Source organism: Gordonia sp. NPDC062954, from assembly GCF_044543825.1.
Taxonomy (GTDB): domain Bacteria; phylum Actinomycetota; class Actinomycetes; order Mycobacteriales; family Mycobacteriaceae; genus Gordonia; species Gordonia tangerina.
In genome coordinates, this window is the sequence record NZ_JBITWL010000008.1 from 105,517 (window position 1) to 129,365 (window position 23,849).

21 protein-coding genes and 1 pseudogene are annotated in these 23,849 nt (G+C 67.3%); 7 read left to right on the top strand and 15 right to left on the bottom strand.

Annotation, left to right across the window (positions count from 1 at the left end):
* From nuoK to ACIGKQ_RS10630, 12 genes and pseudogenes are all read right to left on the bottom strand, one after another.
* Positions 1-300 carry an NADH-quinone oxidoreductase subunit NuoK gene (gene nuoK / locus ACIGKQ_RS10575; RefSeq protein ID WP_235723378.1) on the bottom strand — a complete coding sequence of 100 codons (300 nt, stop codon included), beginning with the start codon at positions 298-300 and terminating at the stop codon, positions 1-3.
* Complete coding sequence (locus ACIGKQ_RS10580; protein WP_396573602.1) at positions 297-1,127, bottom strand: NADH-quinone oxidoreductase subunit J; 831 nt, start codon at positions 1,125-1,127, stop codon at positions 297-299. The genes nuoK and ACIGKQ_RS10580 overlap by 4 nt, the downstream gene beginning before the upstream one ends.
* 20 nt (positions 1,128-1,147) lie before the next feature.
* On the bottom strand, positions 1,148-1,684 hold the full coding sequence (gene nuoI, locus ACIGKQ_RS10585) for an NADH-quinone oxidoreductase subunit NuoI (RefSeq protein ID WP_328715473.1): 537 nt from the start codon (positions 1,682-1,684) through the stop codon (positions 1,148-1,150).
* A complete protein-coding gene (gene nuoH, locus ACIGKQ_RS10590) occupies positions 1,677-2,975 on the bottom strand; it encodes an NADH-quinone oxidoreductase subunit NuoH (protein ID WP_266063831.1) in 1,299 nt (432 codons plus the stop codon). The genes nuoI and nuoH overlap by 8 nt, the downstream gene beginning before the upstream one ends.
* On the bottom strand, positions 2,972-5,374 hold the full coding sequence (locus tag ACIGKQ_RS10595) for an NADH-quinone oxidoreductase subunit G (protein ID WP_396573532.1): 2,403 nt from the start codon (positions 5,372-5,374) through the stop codon (positions 2,972-2,974). The genes nuoH and ACIGKQ_RS10595 overlap by 4 nt, the downstream gene beginning before the upstream one ends.
* A pseudogene (nuoF, locus tag ACIGKQ_RS10600) lies at positions 5,371-7,424 on the bottom strand (NADH-quinone oxidoreductase subunit NuoF). The gene ACIGKQ_RS10595 and the pseudogene nuoF overlap by 4 nt, the downstream one beginning before the upstream one ends.
* Positions 7,421-8,773, bottom strand: coding sequence for an NADH dehydrogenase (quinone) subunit D (nuoD, locus tag ACIGKQ_RS10605; RefSeq protein ID WP_328715464.1), 1,353 nt, complete (start codon positions 8,771-8,773; stop codon positions 7,421-7,423). The pseudogene nuoF and the gene nuoD overlap by 4 nt, the downstream one beginning before the upstream one ends.
* Entirely contained in the window at positions 8,773-9,465 is a 693-nt protein-coding gene (locus tag ACIGKQ_RS10610; RefSeq protein ID WP_235723430.1) for an NADH-quinone oxidoreductase subunit C, read from the bottom strand. Before ACIGKQ_RS10610 ends, nuoD begins: the two co-directional genes overlap by 1 nt.
* 32 nt (positions 9,466-9,497) lie before the next feature.
* Positions 9,498-10,052, bottom strand: coding sequence for an NADH-quinone oxidoreductase subunit B family protein (locus ACIGKQ_RS10615; RefSeq protein WP_235723385.1), 555 nt, complete (start codon positions 10,050-10,052; stop codon positions 9,498-9,500).
* A gap of 70 nt (positions 10,053-10,122) precedes the next feature.
* Entirely contained in the window at positions 10,123-10,548 is a 426-nt protein-coding gene (locus ACIGKQ_RS10620) for an NADH-quinone oxidoreductase subunit A (protein WP_235723386.1), read from the bottom strand.
* Between the two features lie 76 nt (positions 10,549-10,624).
* Positions 10,625-11,047 carry a hypothetical protein gene (locus ACIGKQ_RS10625; protein WP_268900174.1) on the bottom strand — a complete coding sequence of 141 codons (423 nt, stop codon included), beginning with the start codon at positions 11,045-11,047 and terminating at the stop codon, positions 10,625-10,627.
* Between the two features lie 480 nt (positions 11,048-11,527).
* Complete coding sequence (locus ACIGKQ_RS10630) at positions 11,528-12,607, bottom strand: D-alanine--D-alanine ligase family protein (protein WP_396573535.1); 1,080 nt, start codon at positions 12,605-12,607, stop codon at positions 11,528-11,530.
* Positions 12,608-12,702: 95 nt separating this feature from the next.
* Between ACIGKQ_RS10630 and murF the strand changes: the two genes are divergently transcribed.
* Positions 12,703-14,022 carry a UDP-N-acetylmuramoyl-tripeptide--D-alanyl-D-alanine ligase gene (gene murF, locus ACIGKQ_RS10635; protein WP_396573537.1) on the top strand — a complete coding sequence of 440 codons (1,320 nt, stop codon included), beginning with the start codon at positions 12,703-12,705 and terminating at the stop codon, positions 14,020-14,022.
* Between the two features lie 293 nt (positions 14,023-14,315).
* Here the strand turns inward: murF and ACIGKQ_RS10640 are convergent, their stop codons facing one another.
* Both ACIGKQ_RS10640 and ACIGKQ_RS10645 read right to left on the bottom strand, forming a co-directional pair.
* Positions 14,316-15,086, bottom strand: coding sequence for a MerR family transcriptional regulator (locus ACIGKQ_RS10640; protein ID WP_396573539.1), 771 nt, complete (start codon positions 15,084-15,086; stop codon positions 14,316-14,318).
* A 102-nt stretch (positions 15,087-15,188) separates the two neighbouring features.
* Complete coding sequence (locus ACIGKQ_RS10645) at positions 15,189-15,632, bottom strand: hypothetical protein (protein ID WP_266063706.1); 444 nt, start codon at positions 15,630-15,632, stop codon at positions 15,189-15,191.
* A 144-nt stretch (positions 15,633-15,776) separates the two neighbouring features.
* Here ACIGKQ_RS10645 and tgt point away from each other — a divergent pair, with 144 nt between their 5' ends.
* The 4 genes from tgt (at position 15,777) to ACIGKQ_RS10665 (ending at position 20,529) form a co-directional block, all read left to right on the top strand.
* A complete protein-coding gene (tgt, locus tag ACIGKQ_RS10650) occupies positions 15,777-17,027 on the top strand; it encodes a tRNA guanosine(34) transglycosylase Tgt (RefSeq protein ID WP_396573605.1) in 1,251 nt (416 codons plus the stop codon).
* Positions 17,028-17,263: 236 nt separating this feature from the next.
* The gene (locus ACIGKQ_RS10655; protein WP_235723391.1) at positions 17,264-17,953 is read left to right on the top strand and encodes a GAF and ANTAR domain-containing protein; all 690 of its coding nucleotides are present in this window, start codon (positions 17,264-17,266) and stop codon (positions 17,951-17,953) included.
* Between the two features lie 180 nt (positions 17,954-18,133).
* The gene (locus ACIGKQ_RS10660; RefSeq protein ID WP_396573541.1) at positions 18,134-19,522 is read left to right on the top strand and encodes a hemolysin family protein; all 1,389 of its coding nucleotides are present in this window, start codon (positions 18,134-18,136) and stop codon (positions 19,520-19,522) included.
* On the top strand, positions 19,519-20,529 hold the full coding sequence (locus tag ACIGKQ_RS10665; protein WP_396573543.1) for a hemolysin family protein: 1,011 nt from the start codon (positions 19,519-19,521) through the stop codon (positions 20,527-20,529). Before ACIGKQ_RS10660 ends, ACIGKQ_RS10665 begins: the two co-directional genes overlap by 4 nt.
* Before the next feature lie 20 nt (positions 20,530-20,549).
* Here the strand turns inward: ACIGKQ_RS10665 and gluQRS are convergent, their stop codons facing one another.
* On the bottom strand, positions 20,550-21,470 hold the full coding sequence (gene gluQRS / locus ACIGKQ_RS10670) for a tRNA glutamyl-Q(34) synthetase GluQRS (RefSeq protein WP_235723394.1): 921 nt from the start codon (positions 21,468-21,470) through the stop codon (positions 20,550-20,552).
* Positions 21,471-21,718: 248 nt separating this feature from the next.
* Here gluQRS and ACIGKQ_RS10675 point away from each other — a divergent pair, with 248 nt between their 5' ends.
* Both ACIGKQ_RS10675 and ACIGKQ_RS10680 read left to right on the top strand, forming a co-directional pair.
* Positions 21,719-22,774: an ATP-dependent DNA ligase gene (locus ACIGKQ_RS10675; RefSeq protein ID WP_266063701.1), complete on the top strand. Its 1,056-nt coding sequence runs from the start codon at positions 21,719-21,721 to the stop codon at positions 22,772-22,774.
* A gap of 2 nt (positions 22,775-22,776) precedes the next feature.
* Entirely contained in the window at positions 22,777-23,841 is a 1,065-nt protein-coding gene (locus ACIGKQ_RS10680) for a DNA polymerase domain-containing protein (protein ID WP_396573545.1), read from the top strand.
* Positions 23,842-23,849: the final 8 nt, after the last annotated feature.

The following is a 23,849-nucleotide window of genomic DNA, read 5'->3' on the forward strand; positions in this document are numbered from 1 at the left end:
CTATCGCTTCAGCAGGTCGGTGTCGTCGACCGAGGCCGACCTGCGGGCGCGGAAAATGGTCATGATGATGGCCAAACCCACCACCACCTCGGCTGCGGCGACCACCATCACGAAGAACGCGATCACCTGACCGTCGAACGAGCCGTGCATCCGGGCGAACGTCACGAATGCGAGGTTGGCTGCATTGAGCATCAGCTCGATACACATGAAGACCACGATCGCGTTGCGCCGCAGCAGCACCCCGGCTGCGCCGATAGCGAACAGCAACGCCGCGAGGTAGAGGTAGTTCTCTGGATTCATCCGTGGTCCTTCCCGCGTCCTTCGGCGAGTTGTCTACGGATGCTGGGGGATTCGTGACTCGGCGCGACCGCAGATCGGGGACGCAGCGTGGCGTTCACCGACAGATCCGACGGGGTGCCGTCCGGGAGCAGCGCGGGCACGTCGACGGCATTGTGCCGCGCGTACACGCCGGGACTGGGCAGCGGCGTCATGTCGATGCCGTCCCGGAATCGTTGTACTGACAGCTCCCGCTGGGTGCGTCGCGGACCGAACCGTTCCCGATGGGCGAGGACCATGGCGCCCAGCGTGGCCGCGATGAGCAGGGCGCCGGTGAGTTCGAACGCCCAAAGATACTGCACGAAGATGAGCTCGGCGATCGCTTCGACGTTGCCGTCGCCCGCGGTGGCGGGCGCACCGGGAGCGCCGGCCACCGGCGCGCCGACGAACACGGCGAGCGACGCGTTGGCGATCCCGGCGATGAGCAGCACGCCGAATCCGAGTCCGATGAGGACCGCGGCAACGCGTTGCCCGCGCAGCGTCTCCACCAGGGAGTCCGACGAGTCGACACCGATCAGCATCAGCACGAACAGGAACAGCATCATCACCGCGCCGGTGTAGACCACCACCTGCACCACACCCAGGAACAGCGCACCCTGCGCGACATAGAAGATCGCCAGGATGATCATCGTCGTCGCCAGGAAGATCGCCGAATACACGGCCTTGGTGGCGAACACGACGCCGAGAGCACCGATCAGTGCGACCGCCCCCAGCACCCAGAACTGCACGGCCTCACCCGTGCTGGTCGCCGGGAGCGAAGCGAGCGGGACCGATGTCGACGTGCGGGTCAGCTCCGCGAGGAGCGTGGTGGTCACGAGTCCGCCCTCCCCACCAGGCGCCCCTCCTTCGACACCTCACCGCGGTAGTAGTTCTCCTCGGTGGAATCCGGGGCCATCTCGTGTGGCGGCGCCTCGACCCCGGGCGCCAGCGGTGCCAGCAACCGGTCCTTCTCGTAGATGAGGTCGGCGCGGTTGTCGTCGGCGAGTTCGTAGTCGTTGGTCATTGTCAACGCCCGGGTGGGGCAGGCCTCGATGCACAGACCGCAACCGATGCACCGCAGGTAGTTGATCTGGTACACCCGGCCGTAGCGTTCGCCCGGCGAATACCGCTCCTCGTCGGTGTTGTCGGCACCCTCGACGTAGATCGCATCGGCCGGACACGCCCAGGCGCACAGTTCGCACCCGATGCACTTCTCCAGTCCGTCGGGATGCCGATTGAGTTGGTGGCGGCCGTGATAGCGAGGTGCGGTGGGTGTTTTCTGCTCGGGGTACTGCTCGGTGATGGTGGGCGAGAACATCGACGAGAACGTCACGCCCAGTCCGCTCATCGGCTTCATGAAATCAGGCATCGGTCGTCTCCTTGCGGGGATCGGGCGGCGGGGACATCGGACGCGCCGAGAGGACCTGACCGGGCAACGGGGGCACCGGGAACCCGCCGGCCATCGGATCGAATGCGGGCGGTTGTGCGGCTTTCTCGTCCTCTTCAACTTCCTTCGGCAGTCGCATCAACCGCCACACCGCGTACAACAGCAGCGCGGTCACCACGAGCCCCGCAGCCGCGGAGACCAGCGACCGCGCGAGGTCGTCGTCGTCGGAGGTGCCGATCGCCGCCCGGATCACGGCCACCACCATCACCCAGGTCAGCGATATCGGGATGAGGACTTTCCAGCCCAGATTCATGAACTGGTCGTAGCGCAGCCGCGGGAGGCTGGTGCGCAACCAGATGAACACGAACAGGAACACCCAGACCTTGAGGGTGAACCACAGGATCGGCCACCAACCGGAGTTCGCCCAGTCGAACGCGCTCAGCGGCCACGGGGCCTGCCAGCCGCCGAGGAACAGTGTGGTGGCCAGCGCCGAGACGGTGACCATATTGATGTACTCGGCGAGCATGAACATCGCGAACTTCAGCGAGCTGTACTCGGTGTGGAAACCACCGACGAGTTCGCCCTCGGCCTCCGGGAGATCGAAAGGTGCGCGGTTGGTTTCACCGACCATCGACACCGCGTAGATGACGAAGGACGGCAGCAACAGCAGCACATACCAGTGGTGTTCCTGTGCTGCCACGATGCCTGAGGTCGACATGGTGGCGGCGTCGAGGAACACCGCCGCGAACGTGAGGCCCATGGCGATCTCGTAAGAGATCACCTGAGCGGTGGAGCGCAGCCCGCCGAGCAGCGGATAGGTCGACCCCGAGGACCATCCGGCCAACACGATGCCGTACACCCCGACCGAGGTGATCGCGAGCACATAGAGGACACCGACCGGAAGGTCGGTGAGTTGCAGCGGGGTCTGATGCCCGAACACCGAGACCATGGGGCCGAAGGGGATGACCGCGAACGCCATCACGGCAGGGACCACCGCGATGATCGGAGCGGCGAGGTAGATCGGCTTGTCCACGCCGCTGGGGATGATGCCCTCCTTGAGGGCGAGCTTCACACCATCGGCCAGACTCTGCAACAGTCCACGAGGCCCCACCCGGTTGGGTCCGATCCGGGTCTGCATGCGCGCCATGATCTTCCGCTCGATGAGGATCGCGGCGAGCGGATTCGCCACGAGGAACGCGAACACCGCCAGCGCCTTGAGCCCGATGAGCCACCACGGGTCCTGACCGAAGTCGGCGAGCGTGGGGAAGGTCATGACACCTCCTCGACCGTCGCGATGGTGACGACGTCACCGGCCTGCGCTCGCAGGTCCGCGGTCACCGACGCGCCCGGTGAGTTCATCGGCACCCAGACCACACCGTCGACCATCTCGGTGATCTGCAACGGCAACACGATCGCGGCGCAGGTGGTACCGACCTCGACGGGCGAGTCGTCGGCGGCACCGATTCCCGCTGCGGTGGCCGCCGACATGCGGACGACGGGGGTGCGGGCCGTCCCGGCGAGATGCGGCTCACCGTCCTGGAGGCGCCCGTCATCGAGGAGCATGCGCCACGTGGCGAGCACGGCCCGGCCGGTCTCGGCCGTCGGCCGATGCGGCGGCACGGCGACGTCCGGCGACGGTGGTCGCAGTCCGCGCCAGGGCCCGAGTCGTTCGAGGTCGGCACGGATCGTCGCGATGTCAGCGCACCGGATGTCGACGCCCATCTGACGGGCGAGAGCGTCGAGGACCCGATGGTCGGGCAACGTTCCGACCTCCGGCAGGGCCGTGCCGAACGGGCGGGCGCGGCCCTCCCAGTCGAGGTACATTCCCGACTTCTCCGGTGCCGCCGCAACCGGCAGCACCACATCGGCGCGGTCGGTGACGGCGCTCCGTCGGATCTCCAGGCTCACCACGACATCGGCGTCGGCCACGGCAGCGATGGCTGCGGCCGGGTCGGGGAGGTCGGCGAGCTCCACCCCGCCCACCAGCAGTGCCGACAGTTCCCGCCGGGCCACCGCCGCGACGATGGCAGCGGTGTCGCGGCCGGGCGTGCTCGGCAGATCGGCGACCTGCCAGGCCATCGCGATCTCGGTGCGCGCGGACAGATCGGCGACGGGCCGGCCACCCGGGAGCAGGTTGGGTGCGGCACCCACCTCCAGTGCGCCGCGTTCACCGGCTCGACGCGGGATCCATGCCAGCCGTGCCCCGGTCCGTTCGGCCAGGCGCACCGCGGCGCTCAGCCCTCCGGGTGTCCCGGCCAACCGCTCGCCGACGACGATGACCGATCCCGGCGCGGCGACCGCGTCGATAGCGGCAGCGGAATCCAGTACCGCAGCTTCATCTCCCGGCACGGTGGGTAACAGGTGGCCCGCGAGCTTGCGGACGCCGGGACTGGGCAGGGCGGCGATCGCGGTGACCCGTTGGTTGCGGGTGCGCACGGCGCGCCGGAGGCGGAGGAAGACCATGGGTGACTCCTCCTCCGGCTCGAAGGCCACCAGCAGCACGGCCGGTGCCGTATCGAGGTCGCGGTAGGTGATGTCGTCGGGTCGGGCCGCGACCTGTGCGGCGAGGAAGTCGGCCTCCTCGCCGCTGTGCACTCGCGCACGGAAATCGATGTCGTTGGTGTCCAGGGCGACCCGGGCGAATCGGGCGTAGGCATAGGCGTCCTCGGCGGTGAGCCGGCCTCCGGCCAGCACTCCGGTGCGGCCACGTGCCGCCGACAGCATCTGGGCGGCGTGGCGCAGCGCGTGGGCCCACGACACGCCTCGGAGCTCACCGTCGGCGCCGCGGATCATCGGCGCGGTGATCCGGTCGTCGGCGTTCGCGTAGGCGAACGCCCAGCGCCCCTTGTCGCAGTTCCATTCCTGATTGACCTCGGGATCGTCGCCGGCCAGGCGACGCAACACCGTGCCGCGTCGGTTATCGGTACGTTGCGCGCAGCCGCTGGCGCAGTGTTCGCAGACCCCGGGTGTCGACACCAGGTCGAAGGGCCGCGCACGGAATCGGTATGCGGCACCGGTGAGGGCACCGACCGGACAGATCTGCACCGTGTTGCCGGAGAAGTACGACTCGAACGGTTCGTCCTGGTAGATCGACACCTGCTGCAACGCACCGCGATCGGCGAGGTCGATCAGCGGGTCGCCGGCGACCTGGTCGGAGAACCGTGTGCAACGTGCACACAGGACGCATCGTTCCCGGTCGAGCAGGACCTGCGAGGACAACGGGACCGGTTTGGTGAAGGTCCGCTTGGTGCCGGTGAACCGGGAGTCGCCCCGTCCCGAGGACATCGCCTGGTTCTGTAGCGGACACTCACCGCCCTTGTCGCACACCGGACAGTCGAGCGGATGGTTGATGAGCAGCAGCTCCATGACGCCGCGCTGAGCCTTCTCCGCGACCTCGGAACTGCGCTGGGTGTGCACCACCATGCCGTCGGTGACCACAGTGGTGCACGAGGCCAGCGGTTTGCGCTGACCCTCCACCTCCACGAGACACTGCCGGCAGGCGCCGACCGGGTCGAGCAGCGGGTGATCGCAGAATCGCGGGATCTGGGTGCCGATCAGCTCGGCGGCCCGGATCACCAGAGTTCCTTTCGGTACCACGATCTCGGCGCCGTCGATGGTGACCGTCACCAGATCGGGTCGTTGTTCGGTGGTGGGTTCGTCGACGGCGGTCATCGGTCACCTCCGGACTCGGAGTCGGCGTAGAGCGTTGATCGGTGCGGATCGAACGGGCAGCCGCCCTCGAAGTGGGCGAGGTACTCGTCGCGGAAATGCTCCAACGACGACACGATGGGACTGCCCGCGCCATCGCCGAGCGCACAGAACGACTTTCCCACGATGCTGTTGGTGACATCGGTGATGGTGTCGAGATCGGCGGCAGTACCCGCGCCGGCCTCGATCCGTGCCAGCAACTGCACGAGCCAATAGGTGCCCTCCCGGCACGGGGTGCATTTGCCGCACGACTCGTGGGCATAGAACTCGGTCCAGCGCAGCACGGCGCGGACCACACACGTCGTCTCGTCGAAGATCTGCAGCGCTTTGGTGCCCAGCATCGAACCCACCGCGCCCACCCCCTCGTAGTCGAGGGGGACATCGAGATGCTCGGCGGTGAGGATCGGCGTCGACGATCCCCCGGGTGTCCAGAATTTCAGCTCGTGACCGGCGCGCACCCCACCGGCGCGCTCGAGCAGCTCACGCAATGTGATCCCCAGCGGCGCCTCGTACTGGCCGGGGCGGGCCACATGCCCCGACAGCGAGTACAGCGTGAATCCAGGCGACTTCTCGGTGCCCATCGAGCGGAACCAGTCGACACCGTTGCGGATGATCGGCGGCACACTGGCTATCGATTCGACGTTGTTGACCACCGTCGGACTGGCATAGAGACCTGCGACCGCGGGAAACGGTGGCCGCAACCGTGGTTGGCCGCGCCGGCCTTCCAGCGAGTCCAGCAGTGCGGTCTCCTCACCGCAGATGTAGGCGCCGGCGCCGGCATGCACCACCAATTCCAGGTCGAAGCCTGATCCGAGGATGTCGAAGCCGAGATAGCCTGCGGTGTAGGCCTCCTCGACCGCTGAGCGGAGTCGGCGCAGCACCGAGGCCACTTCGCCGCGAAGGTAGATGAAGGCGTGCGCGGCGCGGATCGCGTAGGCGGCGATGATCGCACCCTCGATGAGCGAGTGCGGTGACGCCAGCATCAGCGGGATGTCCTTGCAGGTGCCCGGTTCGGATTCGTCGGCGTTGACCACGAGATAGTGCGGGCGCGGATCGGGGGAGTCGGAATCGGCCGGATCGGTCTGCGGGATGAACGACCACTTCATGCCTACCGGGAATCCGGCACCACCGCGTCCCCGCAGCCCGGAAGCCTTGATGGTGTCGATGAGGTCGTCCGGCTCCTGTTGCAGCGCGCTACGCAACGCCGCATACCCGTTGTGGGACTCGTAGCTTCGGAGTGTCCAGGATTCGGGTTCGTCCCAATAGCGGCTCAGGACAGGAGTTTCGGCAGGGTCGGTGCCGGTCGACAGCGCGGTCATGCGTCACCCCCGTCTTCGGGTAACCCGGCGAGCAGCCGAGCGGTCCGTCGGAAACTGCACACACTGCCGGTGGATCGCGTGGGGGTGACCGCGACACCTGCCCGCAGATCCTCGACGAGTTCCACACTGCCCGCAGGGGTCTGGTTGTCGAAGAACTCCCAGTTGACCATCACCACCGGCGCGAAGTCACAGGCCGCGTTGCATTCGACGTGTTCGAGGGTGATGCGTCCGTCGGCAGTGGTGTCCCCGGGCGAGATACCCAGGTGGTCGCGCAGCGCGGCCAGGATCTCGTCGCCGCCCATCACCGCGCAGAGCGTGTTGGTGCACACCCCGACGAGGTACTCGCCGGTGGCCGACCGGCGGTACATCGAGTAGAAGGTGGCCACCGCGGCGACCTCGGCGGCGGTGAGCCCCAATTGTGCGGCACAGAACTCCACGCCGGCCCGAGTGATCTGCGCGTCCTGGGATTGCACCAGATGCAGCAGGGGCAACAACGCCGAACGTGGCTGTGGATACCGTTCGATGATGCCGGCGGCGTCGGCCGCCAGCCGGGTGCGCACCTCGTCGGCGTAGTGGTCGGGGCCGCCGAAGCGGATAGTCGGATGCGGTTGCGGCGGCAGGACCACCGCACCCTGGCCGGGATGCTCTCCCTGCTCGGTCGGCGCGGTCAGATCCACGAACACCGGGTCACTCATCGGTCGACCCCTCCCATCACCGGATCGATACTGGCGACCGCGGTGATCACGTCGGCCACCATGCCGCCCTCGCACATCGCCGCCACCGCTTGCAGATTCGTGAACGACGGATCGCGGTAGTGCACCCGGTAAGGGCGTGTGCCCCCATCGGAGACCATGTGCACGCCCAGTTCGCCCCGGGGCGATTCGACGGGCACGTAGCACTGTCCGGCCGGCACCCGCATGCCTTCGGTCACCAGCTTGAAGTGGTGGATCAACGCTTCCATGGATGTGCCCATGATCTTCGCGATGTGCTCGGGCGAGTTACCGAGCCCGTCGGGCCCCAATGCCAGGTCGGCCGGCCAGGCGATCTTGCGGTCGGCGACCATCACCGGGCCGGGTCGCAGACGGTCGAGGCATTGCCGTGCGATCCGCACGGATTCCTGCATCTCCTTGACCCGGATCAGGTACCGGCCATACGAGTCGCACGTGGTGTCGGTGATCACGTCGAACTCGTAGTTCTCGTAGCCGCAATAGGGTTGGGACTTGCGCAGGTCGTGTGGCAGGCCGGTCGACCGCAGGACCGGGCCGGTGATCCCGAGCGCCATACACCCGGTGAGGTCGAGATAGCCGACGCCCTGGGTGCGGGCCTTCCAGATGTAATTCTCGTTGAGTAGGTCCTCGAGTTCACCGAGTCGAGCCGGCAGGATATCGAGCAACTCGCCTACCTTGTCCGCCGCGTCTTCGGGCAGATCCTGGGAGACGCCGCCCGGCCGGATGTAGGCGTGGTTCATCCGCAAGCCGGTGATGTACTCGAAGATGTCGAGGATCATCTCGCGTTCCCGGAAACCGAGGAACATCGCGGTGACCGCGCCGAGTTCCATTCCGCCGGTGGCCAGTGCGACGAGGTGCGAGGAGATCCGGTTGAGTTCCATCAGCAATACCCGGATGACGCTGGCACGTTCTGGGACGTCGTCGGTGATGCCCAGCAGGCGTTCCACACCCAGGCAGTAGGCGGTCTCGTTGAAGAACGGCGACAGGTAGTCCATCCGGGTCACGAAGGTGACCCCCTGCATCCAGGTTCGGTACTCGAGATTTTTCTCGATGCCGGTGTGTAGGTAGCCGATTCCGCACCGGGCCTCGGTGACGGTTTCGCCCTCGATCTCCAGGATCAGCCGCAGCACTCCGTGGGTGGAGGGATGCTGTGGACCCATGTTGACCACGATGCGTTCGTCGCCGGGCTGGGCTTCGGCCCGTTCGCGGACGGCGGTGACGATCTCGTCCCAGTCCTGACCGGAGACCGTGTAGGTCTGGGTGGCACGCACGTCGTCGGGATGGGAGTTGGGCGTGTTGTCATCGGTGGTGGTCATCAGTTGTAGGACCTCCGCTGATCAGGGGGTGCGATACGGGTCCCCTTGTACTCCACCGGAACTCCACCGAGCGGGTAATCCTTGCGCTGGGGATGGCCCTGCCAGTCGTCGGGCATCTCGATACGGGTCAGCGAACGGTGGCCGTCGAAGACGATGCCGAAGAAGTCGTAGGTCTCGCGCTCGTGCCAGTCGTTGGTCGGGTAGATGTCGGTGAGCGTGGGAATGTGCGGATCCGAGTCGGGGGCGGCGACCTCGAGGCGCACTCGACGATTGTGGGTGATCGACGCCAGCGGATACACCGCGTGCAGTTCCCGGTCGTGATCATCGGGGTAGTGGACACCGTTGACACCCAGGCACAGTTCGAACCGCAGCGCGTCGCGGTCACGCAGCGTCAGCGCCACCGGTCGCAGGTGTTGTCTGCGCACGTGGACGGTCATTTCATCGCGGAAGATCACCACCTTCTCGACGGCCTCGTCGTAGCCGGGCGCACGCGCGGACATCTCGGCCAGACCTGCTGCCAGTTCGTCGGCAATCTCGTCGAAATACCCGCCGTACGGGCGGGTGGAACTGCCGGGCAGGGTGACGGCTTGGACGAGTCCGCCATAGCCGGAGGTGTCGCCGCTGCCGTGCACCCCGAACAAGCCCTTGCGGATGCCGATCTGTTCCGGGCCGGTCTGCTCCGCGCGGCTCATGTCGCCCGCCGCCTTGGGCGCCCGGGGTTCGGTCATCGCAGCAGGCCCTTCATCTCGATCGTCGGTTTCGCCTGCAGCGCTGCCTGTTCGGCAGCCCAGATGGCTTGTTCGCGGTTGACGCCGAGCGGCATCTGCTGGATCTGTTCATGCAGCTTCAGGATGGCGTGCAGCAGCATCTCCGGCCGCGGGGGGCAGCCGGGAAGGTAGATGTCCACGGGCACTACGTGGTCGACACCCTGCACGATCGCGTAGTTGTTGAACATGCCGCCCGACGAAGCGCAAACACCCATCGCCAGTACCCATTTGGGCTCGGTCATCTGGTCGTAGATCTGCCGCAACACCGGTGCCATCTTCTGGCTGACCCGACCGGCGACGATCATCAGGTCGGCTTGTCGGGGCGAGGCCCGGAACGCCTCCATCCCGAAACGGGCGAGATCGTAGCGACCCGATGTGGTGGCCATCATCTCGATGGCGCAACAGGCCAGGCCGAAGGTGGCCGGCCACAGGGAACCCTTGCGCATGAACCCGGCCAGATCCTCGACGGTGCTCAACAGGAACCCGCTCGGCAGTTTCTCCTCGAGTCCCATCGGCGACACCTCCTCACGTGTAGCGACGTTCCCGGTACCGCCCGGCGTCGGGCGCGCACCGAGATCGTGGTCATTCCCAGGCGAGCCCTCCGCGTCGCCATTCGTAGGCGTAGGCCACCGAAACGTTGACGATGAACAGCGCCATGGCCGCGAGACCGAACCAGCCGAGGAGGTCGAAGGCGACCGCCCACGGGTAGAGGAAGACGATCTCGATGTCGAAGATGATGAACAGCATCGCGGTGAGGTAGTACTTCACCGGGATACGTTGGACGGCCCGCTCGGTGATCCGTGATGCGGTGAGCACGCCGCCGGTCGAGTCGTCGCCGGCGGGCGTCAGAGCGTGTGATTCGGTGTGCGGTTCGATGCCGCACTCGTAGGGCTCGAGTTTGGCGCGGTTGTACCGTTTCGGTCCGATCAACATCGCAACGCCAACTGAAAAGACCGCGAACGCCACAGCAATTGCCCCGAGGACCATGATCGGGACGTAGGCGTTCATATCGTGACGGCCTCCCCACAGTCGGAGTCACATGTGAGCTGTGACACAAAGCCTACTAGCGGGGGAGCCGCCCTTGTCAGGGTTTCTGGAGTTCGGCGTTTCGGAGCAGGTCGACGAGGGTGGTGGACAACGCGATCGGGTCCACCGGGAGGGTCGCGGTGGCGTCGGCCCGCGACCAGTCGGCCAGCCAGCGGTCATCGGCGCGACCGAGCAACAGCAGGATCGGCGGACACGGGTCGATCTCGTCACGCATCTGTTTGGCGATGCCCATGCCGCCGGCGGGCGCGGCCTCACCGTCGAGGATGGCGACGTCGATCGCGCCGGCATCGAGCTGCGCGAACACCATCGGGGCGGTGGCCACCTCCACGAAGCTGAGCTCGGGGAGCGCGGGATCGGGGTTGCCCCCGAGCGCACCGAGGACCGCCGCGCGGGTGTCGGAATGGTCCGAATACACCAGAACTCGCAGCACCACCGCGGGATCGCCATCCGGACGGCGCAGCGAGTGCTTCTCGTCGCGGCCGGGGTCTGTCACGTCGAGCACATTACCGCTCAGGCAGCCTCGGAGGCGTCCGAAACCCCGTAGGCACCCCGACCATTGATTCGGGGGTGATCTCGATACGCGACCTCGCCTGGCGGCTCGGTGGCTACTCGATCAGCGTGTGGTGGCCACCCGCCGGTTGGGGGATGTGCGAGTGAGCGTGTGGTGGCCACCCGCCGGTTGGGGGGTGTGTGAGTGGGCGTGTGGTGGCCACCCGCCGGTTGGGGGGTGTGTGAGTGGGCGTGTGGTGGCTCGCCCGCCGGTTGGGGGGTGTGTGAGTGGGCGTGTGGTGGCGCGCCCGCCGGTTGGGGGGTGTGTGAGTGGGCGTGTGGTGGCGCGCCCGCCGGTTGAGGGGTGTGGGCGAGCTTGCGGGGTGGGTCTCGCCCGCTGGTCGAGTAGCGGCGTGCGAGCTTGCGAGCCCGCCGCGTATCGAGACCCTCGTCAGTGCTCGGTGGAGAACCCGACCCGGCGCCGATGGCTGTCCAGCGCGAGCGCGACGAGCTGATCGATGAGGTCGGGGTAGCTGATCCCGGTGGCCTCCCACAGCTTCGGATACATCGAGGCCGGCGTGAAGCCCGGGATGGTGTTGACCTCGTTGAGGAGCCAGCCGCGGCTCTCGGCCTCATAGAAGAAGTCGACACGTGCCATCCCCGCGCAGCGCAAGGCGGTGAACGCCTTGGCCGCCAGTTCACGGACCTCGCGGGTGACGTCGTCGGGCAGGTCGGCGGGGATCACCAGCTGCGCGGCACCTGTGACGTACTTGTCCTCGTAGTCGTAGAACTCACTGCCCGGCACGATCTCTCCGGGCACCGACGCCTCCGGGGCGGCGTTGCCGAGAACCGCCACCTCCACCTCGCGGGCGGTGACCGCCTCCTCGATGATCACCACATCGTCGTAGCGCAGCGCGAGGTCGACGGCCTTGTCGAGTTCGGCCGCGTCGTGGGCCTTGGTGATGCCCACCGACGAGCCGAGGTTGGCGGGTTTGACGAACACCGGCAGCCCGAGCTCGGCCACCGCGCGGGTGACGATCTCGTTCGGGTCGTCGATCCCGTCGCGGAACTCGACCCAGCGGCACTGTGGGATTCCGGCCTGCTCGGCGACGATCTTGGCCATCGCCTTGTCCATGCACAGCGCCGACGAGAGCACGCCCGCACCCACGTAAGGGACCTTGAACAGCTCCAACATGCCCTGGATGGTGCCGTCCTCGCCGTGCGGTCCGTGCAGCAGCGGGAGTACCACGGTGATCGCCTGATCGGTGCCCTCGCCGCGGATCGCAGCGACGGGCTCCACCTCGGTACCGGCCGGTTCGAGTCGTTCGGGTAGGTCGCTGCCCTCGGCGAGTGCCGCTATCGCCTTGTCGTTGCGCAGCCACGTCCCCGATTTGGTGATGCCGATCGGCACCAGGTCGTACTTGCTGCGGTCGGCGGCGGCCAAGACGTGGGCGGCGGTCACACAGGAGACGTCGTGTTCCGCGGACACGCCGCCATAGAGGACGACCAGACGCAGCAGGGGTGAGGCCATGGCCCACACCATACGTCGACGATGTCGTGCGAGTCGTCTGGGTTTGTCCTCCTCGGGTATGTGGCGGTCGGCGGCGAGCCTTGTAGCGTTGCGGTGTGCAATTCAGGGCGAGCGAGATCGCGGCTGCGGTCAATGGGCGGCTGGTCGGCGATGACGTGGAGATCTCCGGGGTCGGCATCGACTCCCGCAGCGTGCAGGCCGGGCAGCTGTTCGTGCCGATCGTGGCCGCCCGCGACGGGCACGAGTTCGTGTCGTCGGCGCAGTCGGCGGGTGCCGCGGCGTACCTGAGCTCCGAGGGCAGCCTGCCGCACGTCGCGTTGCCGGCGATCACCGTCACCGACACCGCCGCGGCGTTGGCCGATCTCGGTGCCGCGGCCCGCGATCGCCTGCCCGACCGGGTCGTCGGGGTGACCGGGTCGGTCGGCAAGACCTCCACCAAGGATCTGCTGGCGGGGGCGCTGGCCACCACGTTCCGTGCCACCGCGAGCGAGAAATCGTTCAACAATGAGCTAGGGCTGCCGCTGACCCTGGCCAACGCCCCGGCCGACACCGAGGCTGTCGTGGTCGAGATGGGCGCCCGCGGCATCGGCCACATCGACCTGCTGTGTTCGATCGCGCGGCCCACCGTCGGTGTTGTCACCCGCGTCGAGGGTGTGCACCTGGAACTGTTCGGCGACATCGATGCGGTCGCGCGCGCCAAAGGTGAGCTCGTCGAGTCGTTGCCGGTCGATGGCCTCGCTGTCCTCAACGCCGACGACGAGCGGGTGGCCGCCATGGCCGAGCGCACCGACGCGGGCGTGCTGACCTTCGGACTCGGTTCGACAGCCGATGTCCGCGCCTCGGACGTGGTCCTCGACGACGAGCTGCGCGCGTCCTTCCGGCTGCACACCCCGTGGGGTGATGCCGACATCGCGCTCGGTGCTCGTGGCGAGCATCAGGTGCCCAATGCGCTGGCCGCGGTTGCCGCCGCCGGCTGGCTCGGTGTGCCGGTGGATCGGATGGCCGACGGCCTGCGCGGTGCGAGTCTGTCCGGACTCCGCATGGACCTCGTCACCTCGCCCGCCGGGGTGCTGGTGCTCAACGATGCCTACAACGCCAACCCCACCTCGATGGCCGCGGCCCTGCGGTCGCTGGCGGTGCTCGATGCCGGCCGCCGGGTGGCCGTGCTCGGCACGATGGGGGAGCTCGGTGCCGGTTCGGCGGCAGCGCATCTGTCGGTCGCCGAGCAGGCGCGTGACCTCGGCGTCGAGGTGATCGCCGTCGACGCCCCCGATTACGGTGAGTCCGCTCGCCACGTCCCCGACGTCGACAGTGCCGTCGCCGCCCTCGCCGACCTCGAGGCCGGGGACGCGGTGCTGGTGAAGGCCAGCCGTGCCGCGGCGCTCGAGCGGGTCGCGCAGGCGTTACTGGGCTGAGGAAGCCGCGGTCGGGTGATTTCGATACGGCCTCGCCCAGGGGCTCGGCCTACTCAATCACCAGCATGAGGCGGCGCGCGGAGGGGTGCGCCCTACTCGATCCCCAGCGTGAGGCGGCGCGCGGAGGGGTGTGCCCTACTCGATCCCCAGCATGGGGCGGCGCGCGGAGGGGTGTGCCCTACTCGATCGCCGAGGGGTGGCGAGGCTCGTGGAGGTCGCGCTCCCTCGCTCCGGGGGAGCCAAACTGGTGATCGAGTAGCCTGCGAGCCGCCAGGCGAGCACGCGTATCGAGATCACTGCCCGTCGGCGTTGGCGACGATGACATCGTGCACGTACTGCGCCAAACCCTCGGCGCGCTCGTCGTAGTGCGCCGTGAACCGGGGGTCGGCGAGGTACATCTGCGCCAGGTTCACCTGCATCTCATGTCCGCAGTCGTAGAACCGGTTGATCGACGCCCGGTGGGCCTCGGCGAGTGCGTTGGCCTCCGGTGTCCCCGGCATCACGCCGGCACGCATCGCCTCGGCCAACCGCTCCTCGAGGGCGTCGGTCTGCGCCTTCACCGCCTGCCAGTCGCCTTTCGAGAACCCGGCGGTGCGCTCCTGGCTCTGCCGCCACGCGTCGGAGTCACCCCAGCGTTCTTCTGCTTCGGCGGCGTAGTCCTCGCCCGGCCAGTCGTCGCCGAAGATCTCGGCTTGTTCGGCAGCCGTCAATTGGATGCCGTCGCGCTTCGCATTCATCATGTCCTCCACACCGGCGACCATCCGACGTAACCGATCGATCCGGTCGGTCAGCAATTCGTGCTGATCACGCAGATGCGCCAGCGCATCGACCGACGGATCGTCGAGCAGGGTCGCGATCTGCTCCAGCGAGAACCCGAGCTGACGGTAGGTCAGTACCCGGTGCAGTCGTTCGACATCGGCATCGTCGTAGACCCGATATCCGGCACGGGTGCGTCCCGATGGCACCACCAGACCGATGTGGTCGTAGTGATGCAAAGTGCGCACGCTGATCCCGACGAGCCGTGCCACCGCGCCGACCGTGTACTCGTGTTCCGCATCGCTCACACCGGACACTGTCGCGCCTTACGGTGCGTCAGGGTCAAGGGCGTCAGGGTCAAGGGCGTCAGGTCATGAGCGCCACAATCCAGGGCGGCCGGCCCCGTTGGATCAGGGCGCGAAGTCGATCTCGTCGTCGTCATCGGTGGTGGCGTCGTTGTCGCGTTCACACTTCGCGAGGACTCCGGCGTCGTCCGACGGGCCGCATTCCCACCCGTCGACCATCTGGTCGCGTCCCGTCGCGATCATCGGTCCGTACTGCGCCGCCAGGGCCATGGCCTCCTCACAGGAGACGGTCCCGTCGGTGATCAGTACGCGCAGTGCGCCATCGGGGCCGGACGTGGTGCCGCATTCGCGATCGTCGGTCGGCTGCGCCTGCGTGGTGTCGCTGGTAGGCCGCGGACTCGGACCTGCCACCACCGGCGCCGACGGGTTCTCGCTGAGGGTGGCGGTGGTCGTCTCGACCGCCTGCTCCTCGGTTCCGCAAGCGGTGGCGAACGCACAGAGGGCCAGAGCGCAGAAACCGAGAGACAACCTTGTGACGATTCGCGACATGGATTCACCGTAACGAATCGCATGCCGCGTATCCGGCCGAGCGACGGCCCACGCGTCGGCGCAACCGGACCCAACACGTGTCCCCCGTCGAACGTCGGGTTTTGTGTGGTGGTGTCCAACTGCGAGAATTCGCCGGTGAGCTCCATGTCTCTGTCCCCCGACCACTCGTTCTCCGTCGGGACCTCTCTGCCCGGGACGATGGGCCGCACCGGCGTCATCGACACCCCGCACGGCCGCATCCGCACGCCGGCCTTCGTGCCGGTCGGCACCAAGGCCACCGTCAAGACGGTGCTGCCCGAGGCGGTGGGCGAACTCGGCGCGCAGGCGGTGCTCGCCAACGCCTATCACCTTTATCTACAGCCCGGGCCGGACATCATCGACGAGGCCGGCGGGCTCGGTGCATTCATGAACTGGCCCGGCCCCACCTACACCGACAGCGGTGGATTCCAGGTGATGTCGCTGGGCGCCGGATTCAAGAAGGTCATCTCGATGGATGTCACCGGGGAGCAGAACGACGAGATCACCGCCGAGGGTCGCGAACGTCTGTCGCTGGTCGACGACGACGGCGTCACCTTCAAATCGCACCTGGACGGGTCCGCGCACCGGTTCACCCCGGAGGTCTCGATGCAGATCCAGCATCAGCTGGGCGCCGACATCATCTTCGCCTTCGACGAACTGACCACTCTGATGAATACGCGCGTTTACCAGGAGAACTCGTTGGAGCGTACCCGGCTGTGGGCGATCCGATGCCTGGCCGAACACAACCGGCTGTCCCGGGAACGCACCCACCGTCCGGCGCAGTCGCTGTGGGGGGTCATTCAGGGTGCGCAGTATGAGGACCTGCGCCGCAAGGCCGCCCGCGACCTGGTCACCATGAGTGCGATGGATCAGGCCGACGGTGGACGCGGCTTCGGCGGCTACGGCATCGGCGGGGCGCTGGAGAAGGACAATCTGGGCACCATCGTCGGCTGGGTCAACCAGGAACTGCCGGAGGACACCGCGAAGCACCTGCTCGGCATCAGCGAACCCGACGACATCTTCACCGCCATCGAGAACGGTGCCGACACCTTCGACTGTGTCTCACCCACCCGGGTGGCGCGCAACGGCGCCATCTACTCCCTCGACGGGCGCTACAACATCACCAATGCCAAGTACCGCAGGGATTTCCGATCCCTCGATCCCGAGATCGACAACTACACCAGCCAGTACAGCCGGGCTTATCTGCACCATCTGTTCAAGGCGAAGGAGGGGCTGGCCGCGACGCTGGCCACGCTGCACAACGTGTCCTTCATCGTGACGATGGTCGACCGCGCGCGCCAGGCCATCGAGGACGGCACCTACCCGGAGTACCGGGACGAGTTCCTGGCGCGCTACTACGCGGGTACCCGCAGCTGACCGCAGCCGCGCGTTTGACCGTTCGCAGCAGCGGGTAGCCGCCAACCAAGCCCGGGCGGGCGCCGCGGAGTTCGCCGAGGGCCAGGTCCCCGGGGTTCGGAATCTGTAGCCCCGGGGACCGCTCTCATGGTGGGCGCCCGCCGGCTCCTGCGGCCTACTACTGTGGACACCGGGCCGCCGTCGACGATCGTGTCGCCCGGGAGCCCGGGGCGTCGTGGGACCGGAGGAGATGACAGATGAGTGTCCATCAGGCGATCGCCGACCTATCACGCACGATGCACGCAATCCCCGAGACCGACCGCGCGGCAAGTGACGAGGTGATCGAGGCCATCACCGCCGGTGCTGTCGAGCACGTGGCGGGCACCGATCACGCAGGCGTCCTGCTCGTCGACCCGAAGGCCCGCGAGTACGAGACCATCGCCCCGACCGACGAGATCATGGTCCACCTCGATCTTCTGCAGAAAGAGACCGGACAGGGCCCCTGTGTGGAAGCCGCATGGCAGCACCACATGGTCCGGGTCGACGACATCGCCGCCGATCCGCGCTGGCCCGAGTTGTCGGCGCGCACCGTGGCCGAGACGCCGGCCCGATCCAGCCTGTCGTTCCAGCTGTTCACCCATCACGCCACCATCGGTGCACTGAACCTGTTCTCCGACCGGGTCAACGCTTTCGACGACGACTCCGTCGAGGTGGGTCTGGTCTACGCCACCCATGCGTCGCTGGCGCTGTATCGGGCCCGTCAGCAGGGCGACTTCCGCAGCGCGTTGGCCAGCCGTGATCTGATCGGTCAGGCCAAGGGGATGTTGATGGAGCGCTTCACCATCGACGCGGTGGCTGCCTTCGAGTTGCTGCGGCGTCTGTCGCAGGATACGAACACACCGCTCGTCGAGGTCGCGCGACAGGTGACCGAAGCCACACCGGACTAGCGGGAACCCGACTGCCGTACCATTCGTTGCGCACTTGTGAGGACAGTGCGTACACCGCACCCTCCCCGCCCCGACCGCCAGTCAGAAAGACCCGATGAGACGCGCCAAGCGCCCCCGTCCGAAACGCAAGAAACCTCGAAGACCCGGCTCGCCGAAGCCTGAACCGACGGCGGTGGCCACATGTTGACCGTCCTCGGAATCATCGTCGGAATCCTGGTCGTCGTCCTCATCACCGCCCTGACCGGCTACTTCGTCGCGCAGGAGTTCGGCTTCATGGCCGTCGACCGGTCGCGGTTGCAGGCTCGCGCCGAGGCCGGCGACGCAGCCGCGGCCCGTGCATTGACCGTCACCCGGCGCACCTCGTTCATGCTCTCCGGAGCCCAACTCGGCATCACCGTCACCGGACTGCTCGTCGGCTACGTGGCCGAACCGCTCATCGGTAGCGGCGTCGGGGAACTACTCGGCGACGTCGGGGTCCCGGTTGCGGTCGGGGTCACCCTCGGCACGGTCATCGCGATCGGCTTCTCCACCGTGGTGCAGATGGTGTTCGGTGAGCTGTTCCCGAAGAACCTCGCGATCGCGCGGCCCGAGCCCGTCGCGCGGTGGTTGGCTCGGTCCACCACCATCTACCTGGCCGTTTTCGGCTGGCTGATCAGCCTATTCGACACCGCGTCGAACCTGCTGCTGCGGGCACTGCGGATCGAACCGGTGCACGACGTCGAGCATTCGGCCACCCCGCGCGACCTCGAACACATCGTCGCCGAATCCCGCGACGCGGGCGAGCTGCCCGCGGAACTGTCGGCGCTGCTCGATCGAGTGCTCGACTTTCCCACCCGAACCGCTGAGCACGCGATGATCCCGCGGACGCGCGTGGATGTGGTGCGCGCGACCGATCCGGCCGCCGAGGTGCTCGCCGCGATGAGCGCCGGGCACACGCGTTACCCCGTCGTCGACGATCGTGCCGACGTGACCGGGGTCGTCCACCTCCACGACCTGCTCGTCTGGTCGGATGGTGACGCGACCCCTGAGGTCGATGCTGCGGACTCCACCGCGGCCGATCTCGCTCGGCCCGCAGTGATCGTGCCGGTATCGCTGCCGCTGCCCGAGGTGCTAGCCCAAATCGACGCCGCTCACGACGAGTTGGCGGTGGTCATCGACGAGTACGGCGGATTCGCCGGTGTGGTGACCGTCGAGGACATCGCCGAGGAACTGGTCGGCGAGATCGACGACGAACACGACTCCGATGTAGCGCGACCGATCGCACGTGTCGACGAGGGCTGGCGGGTTCGCGGCGACGCGCACCTCGACGAGGTGTCCCGCGTGATCGGCCGTGACCTGCCCGAAGGTGACCATGAAACCGTCGCCGGACTGGTCATCGCCGAGTTCGGCGGCCTGCCCGCCATCGGCGACTTTGTCGAGGTGGACCTGGTCGGTGACCCGGTGCCGCTCGACGAGGACGATCTGCGGCCCGCCACCGCCACGATGACCGTGCTGTCGGTGGGACGGCATGTGCCGTCGTCGGTGCTGCTCACCATTCCCGACGCCACCGCCGAGGAGGGTGCACGATGAGCAATCCGTGGGTTGTTCTACTGGTCACCATCGCGTTGATCGCGGCGAGCGCCTTCTTCGTCGCCGTCGAGTTCGCGCTCATCGCCGCCCGCCGGCACCGGTTGGAAGACGCGGCCGCCGACAGCCGCTCGGCCCGCGCCGCGCTGCGCAGCGCCTCGGAACTGTCGGTGCTGCTGGCGGGTTCGCAATTGGGTATCACCGTGTGCACGCTAGCGCTCGGCGCCGTGACCAAGCCGGCCGTGCACCATTGGCTCACGCCACTGTTCGAGACATGGGGTATGCCGACGTGGTCCGCCGACGTCGCCGGGTTCGTCCTCGCGTTGATCGCGGTCACGTTCCTGCACCTCGTCGTCGGCGAGATGGCGCCGAAGTCATGGGCGATCGCGCACCCGGAACGGTCGGCGACGTTGCTGGCTCTGCCGATGCGGGCTTTCATGTGGGTCACCCGACCGCTCATCGTGCGGCTGAATGTGCTGGCCAACTGGTGTCTGCACCGGGTGGGTGTGGAGGCCGTCGACGAGGTCGCCGCCGGGCAGGACGCTGATGCCCTGCGTCATCTCGTCGAACACTCCGCCACCGTCGGCACCCTCGACGAGCGCTATCACGCGCACCTGTCCGGCGCTCTGGAACTGCAGCGGCTCACCGTCGCCGACGTGCTGGCCGACGGAGTGGTGAGCTCAGTCGAGCCGACCGCGTCGCCCGCGGCGATCCGCGCGACGTCGATGTCGACGGGACATCGACGACTACTCGTGCAGGGCGACGCCACCGGCGCCGACCGGTATGTGGGCGTCGTCCACGTCCGGGACTGCCTGTCCGCAGCCCCCGAGGCCACCGCGGTAGATCTGATGCGACCGGTCCAGACGTTCGCGGCGACCGAGCCCGTGCACCGGGCACTGGCCACGATGCGTGAAACGCGGCAGCATCTGGCCATCGTGGTGGCCGACGACGACGTGGCCGGTGTGCTCACGTTGCACGACGTGCTGGATCGGCTGCTCGCGACCGCCTGACCGGTGGGGAGTCGGCGGTGTCAGCGCCAGTCGGCGTCGGTCAGGATCCACGGCTCTTTCGGCAGGGCGTCGGGCTGGAAACGCTCGGCCAGCGCGGCCAGGTCCACCGACTCGCCGTCCTCGGCGAGCCACAGTGACTGCGCGATGTGTGAGAGCACCTGCGCGGCGGACACGCCGTTTTCGGCCAGATCGGTCAGGGTCACCGCGCCGTCGCGTTTGCTGAGGCGAATGCGGTTGTCGTTGAGCACCATCGGAACGTGGGCGTAGGTGGGTTGCCGATGCCCCAGCAGCGCGGCCAGGTAAGCCTGACGCGGTGCCGACGACAGCAGGTCGCCACCGCGTACCACCTGGTCGACGCCCTGCGCAGCGTCGTCGACCACCACCGCGAGATTGTAGGCGGGGGTGCCGTCGTTACGTTGGATCACGAAGTCGTCGACCATCGCCGTGTAGGGCCCGTGCAGGATGTCGTCGACGGTGAAATGGTCGACGTCGGCGCGGATTCGGATGGCCGGCGGACGTGAACGGCGCCGATCGGCGCGTTCGGCGTCGGTGAGGTCGCGGCAGGTGCCCGGGTAGGCGCCTTGTGGGGCATGCGGCGCCGACGGTGCCTCCAGGATCTCGCGCCGCGTGCAGAAGCACTCGAAGGTGCGGCCCTGGTCGCGCAGCCCGTCGATGACCGAACGGTATGACGCCAGTCGATGCGACTGGTAGATCACCGGCGGATCCCAATCCAGGCCCAGCGCTGCGAGGTCGGCCAGTTGCCCGCGATCGGAGCCCACCGCGGTGCGGTCGAGATCTTCCATCCGGATGAAGAACGCCCGGTCGGTGGTGCGGGCGAACAGCCAGGCCAGCACTGCGGTGCGCAGATTACCCACGTGCAGATCACCCGACGGGGACGGCGCATACCGCCCCGCCGGCATCGCGGTTCCTCCCAGGTCCATCGCCGATCACCCTACCGACCGGCCGGCGACGCCGGATTTCGATACGCCACTCACTCTGTTCGCGGCTACTCAATCCGCGAGTTGTCCAGCGAGCGTTTGTTGGCGTGAGTCCGTCCTCCGAACCGGCGCTGGCCGAGGTGGTGGTGTGTGTCGGTGGTTGAGTAGGTCGAGGCGCTAGCCGAGACCGTATCGAAACCACGCAACCAACACCGTCTTCCCACACCTTCCCGGCCCGTACCATGTGACCCGTGGACCTCCCGGTTATGCCACCTATCGCGCCGATGCTCGCCAAGGCCGTCACCGCGGTGCCCGACCAGCCCGGCGACGACCCTGTGTGGTCGTATGAACCCAAGTGGGATGGCTTTCGGGCGTTGATCTTTCGCGACGGCGACGAAGTGTCGATCGGATCGCGTGGCGGTAAGGATCTGGCGCGCTACTTTCCCGAGCTCGTCAGTGCGGCCAAGGCCGAACTGCCCGAGAAAGCCGTGGTGGACGGAGAGATCGGCGTCCCGGCGCTGATCGGCGACACCCATCGCCTGGACTGGGACTCCCTGGCCCAACGTATTCATCCCGCCGAGTCGCGGGTCACCATGCTCGCCGAGAAAACGCCCGCGATCTTCATCGGCTTCGATGCGTTGGCGTTGGGGCCGGCGGACGTGATGGGTGAGCCCTTCGGAGTGCGGCGCGAAGCATTGTTGCGGGCCATCGCCCCATCTGGTGGCGCCGACCGTCGACTCCACGTCAGCCGGGTGACCGGCGATCCTGCCGTCGCGACCAACTGGTTCACCGCATTCGAGGGCGCCGGACTCGACGGTGTCGTCGCCAAACGACTCGCCGGCGCCTACGTCGAGAACAAGCGCGAGATGGTGAAGGTCAAGCACAAGCGCACCGCCGACTGTGTCGTGTTCGGCTACCGCGTGCACAAGAGCGGTACCGGTCTGGGGTCCATGTTGTTGGGGCTCTACGCCGGCGGCGAGCTGCGGATGGTCGGTGGGGCCGGCGCCTTCTCCGATGCCAAACGCATCGAGCTACAACAGATGTTCGAACCGATGCGTCTGGACCCCGACAAGCCGTCGGCCGGTGAACCGACCCGCTGGCGTTCGGAGAAATCAGGCGAGTGGATTCCCATCCGGCCCGAGCTGGTGGTCGAGGTGGCCTACGACCAGATGGAGAATCATCGGTTCCGGCACACCGTGAAATTCCTGCGCTGGCGGCCGGATAGAGATCCGGAGAGCTGCACCTACGACCAGCTCGACGTGCCGCTGACCTACGACCTGCACGACGTGCTGGAAGGAACGTCCTAGACATGCCTTCTCGTTCTCCTGCCGAGGAACTCGACGTCGACGGTGTGGCCGTCCGGATGAGCAACCCGGACAAGATCTATTTCCCTGAACTCGGCGAGAACGGCGGCCGCAAACGGGATCTGGTGGGCTACTATCGCGACATCGCTCTGCAAGGTGCCATCATGACTGCCGTGCACGACCGTCCGACCTTCCTGCAGCGATTTCCCGACGGTGTCGACGGCGACGAGATCTACCAGAAGCACATCGCCAAGAAGAGGCCCGAACACGTCCAGTCGACCCGAATCGTGTTCCCCTCCGGCCGAACCGGTGACGCAATCAAGCCGACCATCCCGGCCGACATCGTGTGGGGCGCCAATCTCGGCACGGTCACCTTCCACACCTGGCCGACCGTCGACCCGGACAACGATCATCCCGACCAGCTCCGGATCGACCTCGACCCACAGCCGGGCACCGACTTCGACGACGTGCGCCGCGTCGCGATCGAAGGTCTGAAACCGCTCCTGGAAGATATGGGCTACACGGGATTTCCGAAGACCTCTGGCGGCCGCGGTATCCACGTGTTCGTTCCCATCGAACCCAAGTGGGATTTCATCGCCACCCGGCGCGCAGTGATCGCGCTGGCCCGCGAGCTCGAGCGGCGCGACCCCGACGCGGTGACCACGTCGTGGTGGAAAGAGGAACGCGGGGAACGCATCTTCATCGACTTCAACCAGAATGCCCGCGATCGCACGATGGCCTCACCCTATTCGGCGCGGCGCAGCCACAACGCCCGGGTCTCCACGCCAGTGACCTGGGACGAACTCGCCGATGTGAACCCGGACGACTGCACTATCGCCACCGTCCCGGATCTGGTTGCGCGCCGTGGAGACCCGATGGCCGACATCGCCGCGCACCGCCGGGGCATCGAGCCGCTGCTGGAGATGGTGCAGCGCGACGACGCCAACGGTCTGGGCGACATGCCGTATCCGCCAAGCTATCCGAAGATGCCGGGGGAACCGCCGCGGGTGCAGCCGAGCAAGAAGGTCGCCGCGCACTGGGACGAGAAAGGCAACCGGGTTGAGGACTGATCTTCCCG

Coding starts and splice junctions, on each gene's coding strand:
- nuoK (WP_235723378.1), bottom strand. CDS start 300: ATGAATCCAGAGAACTACCTCTACCTCGCGGCGTTGCTGTTCGCTATC.
- nuoI (WP_328715473.1), bottom strand. CDS start 1,684: ATGCCTGATTTCATGAAGCCGATGAGCGGACTGGGCGTGACGTTCTCG.
- nuoH (WP_266063831.1), bottom strand. CDS start 2,975: ATGACCTTCCCCACGCTCGCCGACTTCGGTCAGGACCCGTGGTGGCTC.
- ACIGKQ_RS10595 (WP_396573532.1), bottom strand. CDS start 5,374: ATGACCGCCGTCGACGAACCCACCACCGAACAACGACCCGATCTGGTG.
- nuoD (WP_328715464.1), bottom strand. CDS start 8,773: ATGACCACCACCGATGACAACACGCCCAACTCCCATCCCGACGACGTG.
- ACIGKQ_RS10610 (WP_235723430.1), bottom strand. CDS start 9,465: ATGAGCCGCGCGGAGCAGACCGGCCCGGAACAGATCGGCATCCGCAAG.
- ACIGKQ_RS10615 (WP_235723385.1), bottom strand. CDS start 10,052: ATGGGACTCGAGGAGAAACTGCCGAGCGGGTTCCTGTTGAGCACCGTC.
- ACIGKQ_RS10620 (WP_235723386.1), bottom strand. CDS start 10,548: ATGAACGCCTACGTCCCGATCATGGTCCTCGGGGCAATTGCTGTGGCG.
- ACIGKQ_RS10630 (WP_396573535.1), bottom strand. CDS start 12,607: ATGGCCTCACCCCTGCTGCGTCTGGTCGTCCTCTATGGCGGCGTGTCC.
- ACIGKQ_RS10645 (WP_266063706.1), bottom strand. CDS start 15,632: ATGTCGCGAATCGTCACAAGGTTGTCTCTCGGTTTCTGCGCTCTGGCC.
- tgt (WP_396573605.1), top strand. CDS start 15,777: ATGTCTCTGTCCCCCGACCACTCGTTCTCCGTCGGGACCTCTCTGCCC.
- ACIGKQ_RS10655 (WP_235723391.1), top strand. CDS start 17,264: ATGAGTGTCCATCAGGCGATCGCCGACCTATCACGCACGATGCACGCA.
- ACIGKQ_RS10660 (WP_396573541.1), top strand. CDS start 18,134: ATGTTGACCGTCCTCGGAATCATCGTCGGAATCCTGGTCGTCGTCCTC.
- ACIGKQ_RS10665 (WP_396573543.1), top strand. CDS start 19,519: ATGAGCAATCCGTGGGTTGTTCTACTGGTCACCATCGCGTTGATCGCG.
- gluQRS (WP_235723394.1), bottom strand. CDS start 21,470: ATGGACCTGGGAGGAACCGCGATGCCGGCGGGGCGGTATGCGCCGTCC.
- ACIGKQ_RS10680 (WP_396573545.1), top strand. CDS start 22,777: ATGCCTTCTCGTTCTCCTGCCGAGGAACTCGACGTCGACGGTGTGGCC.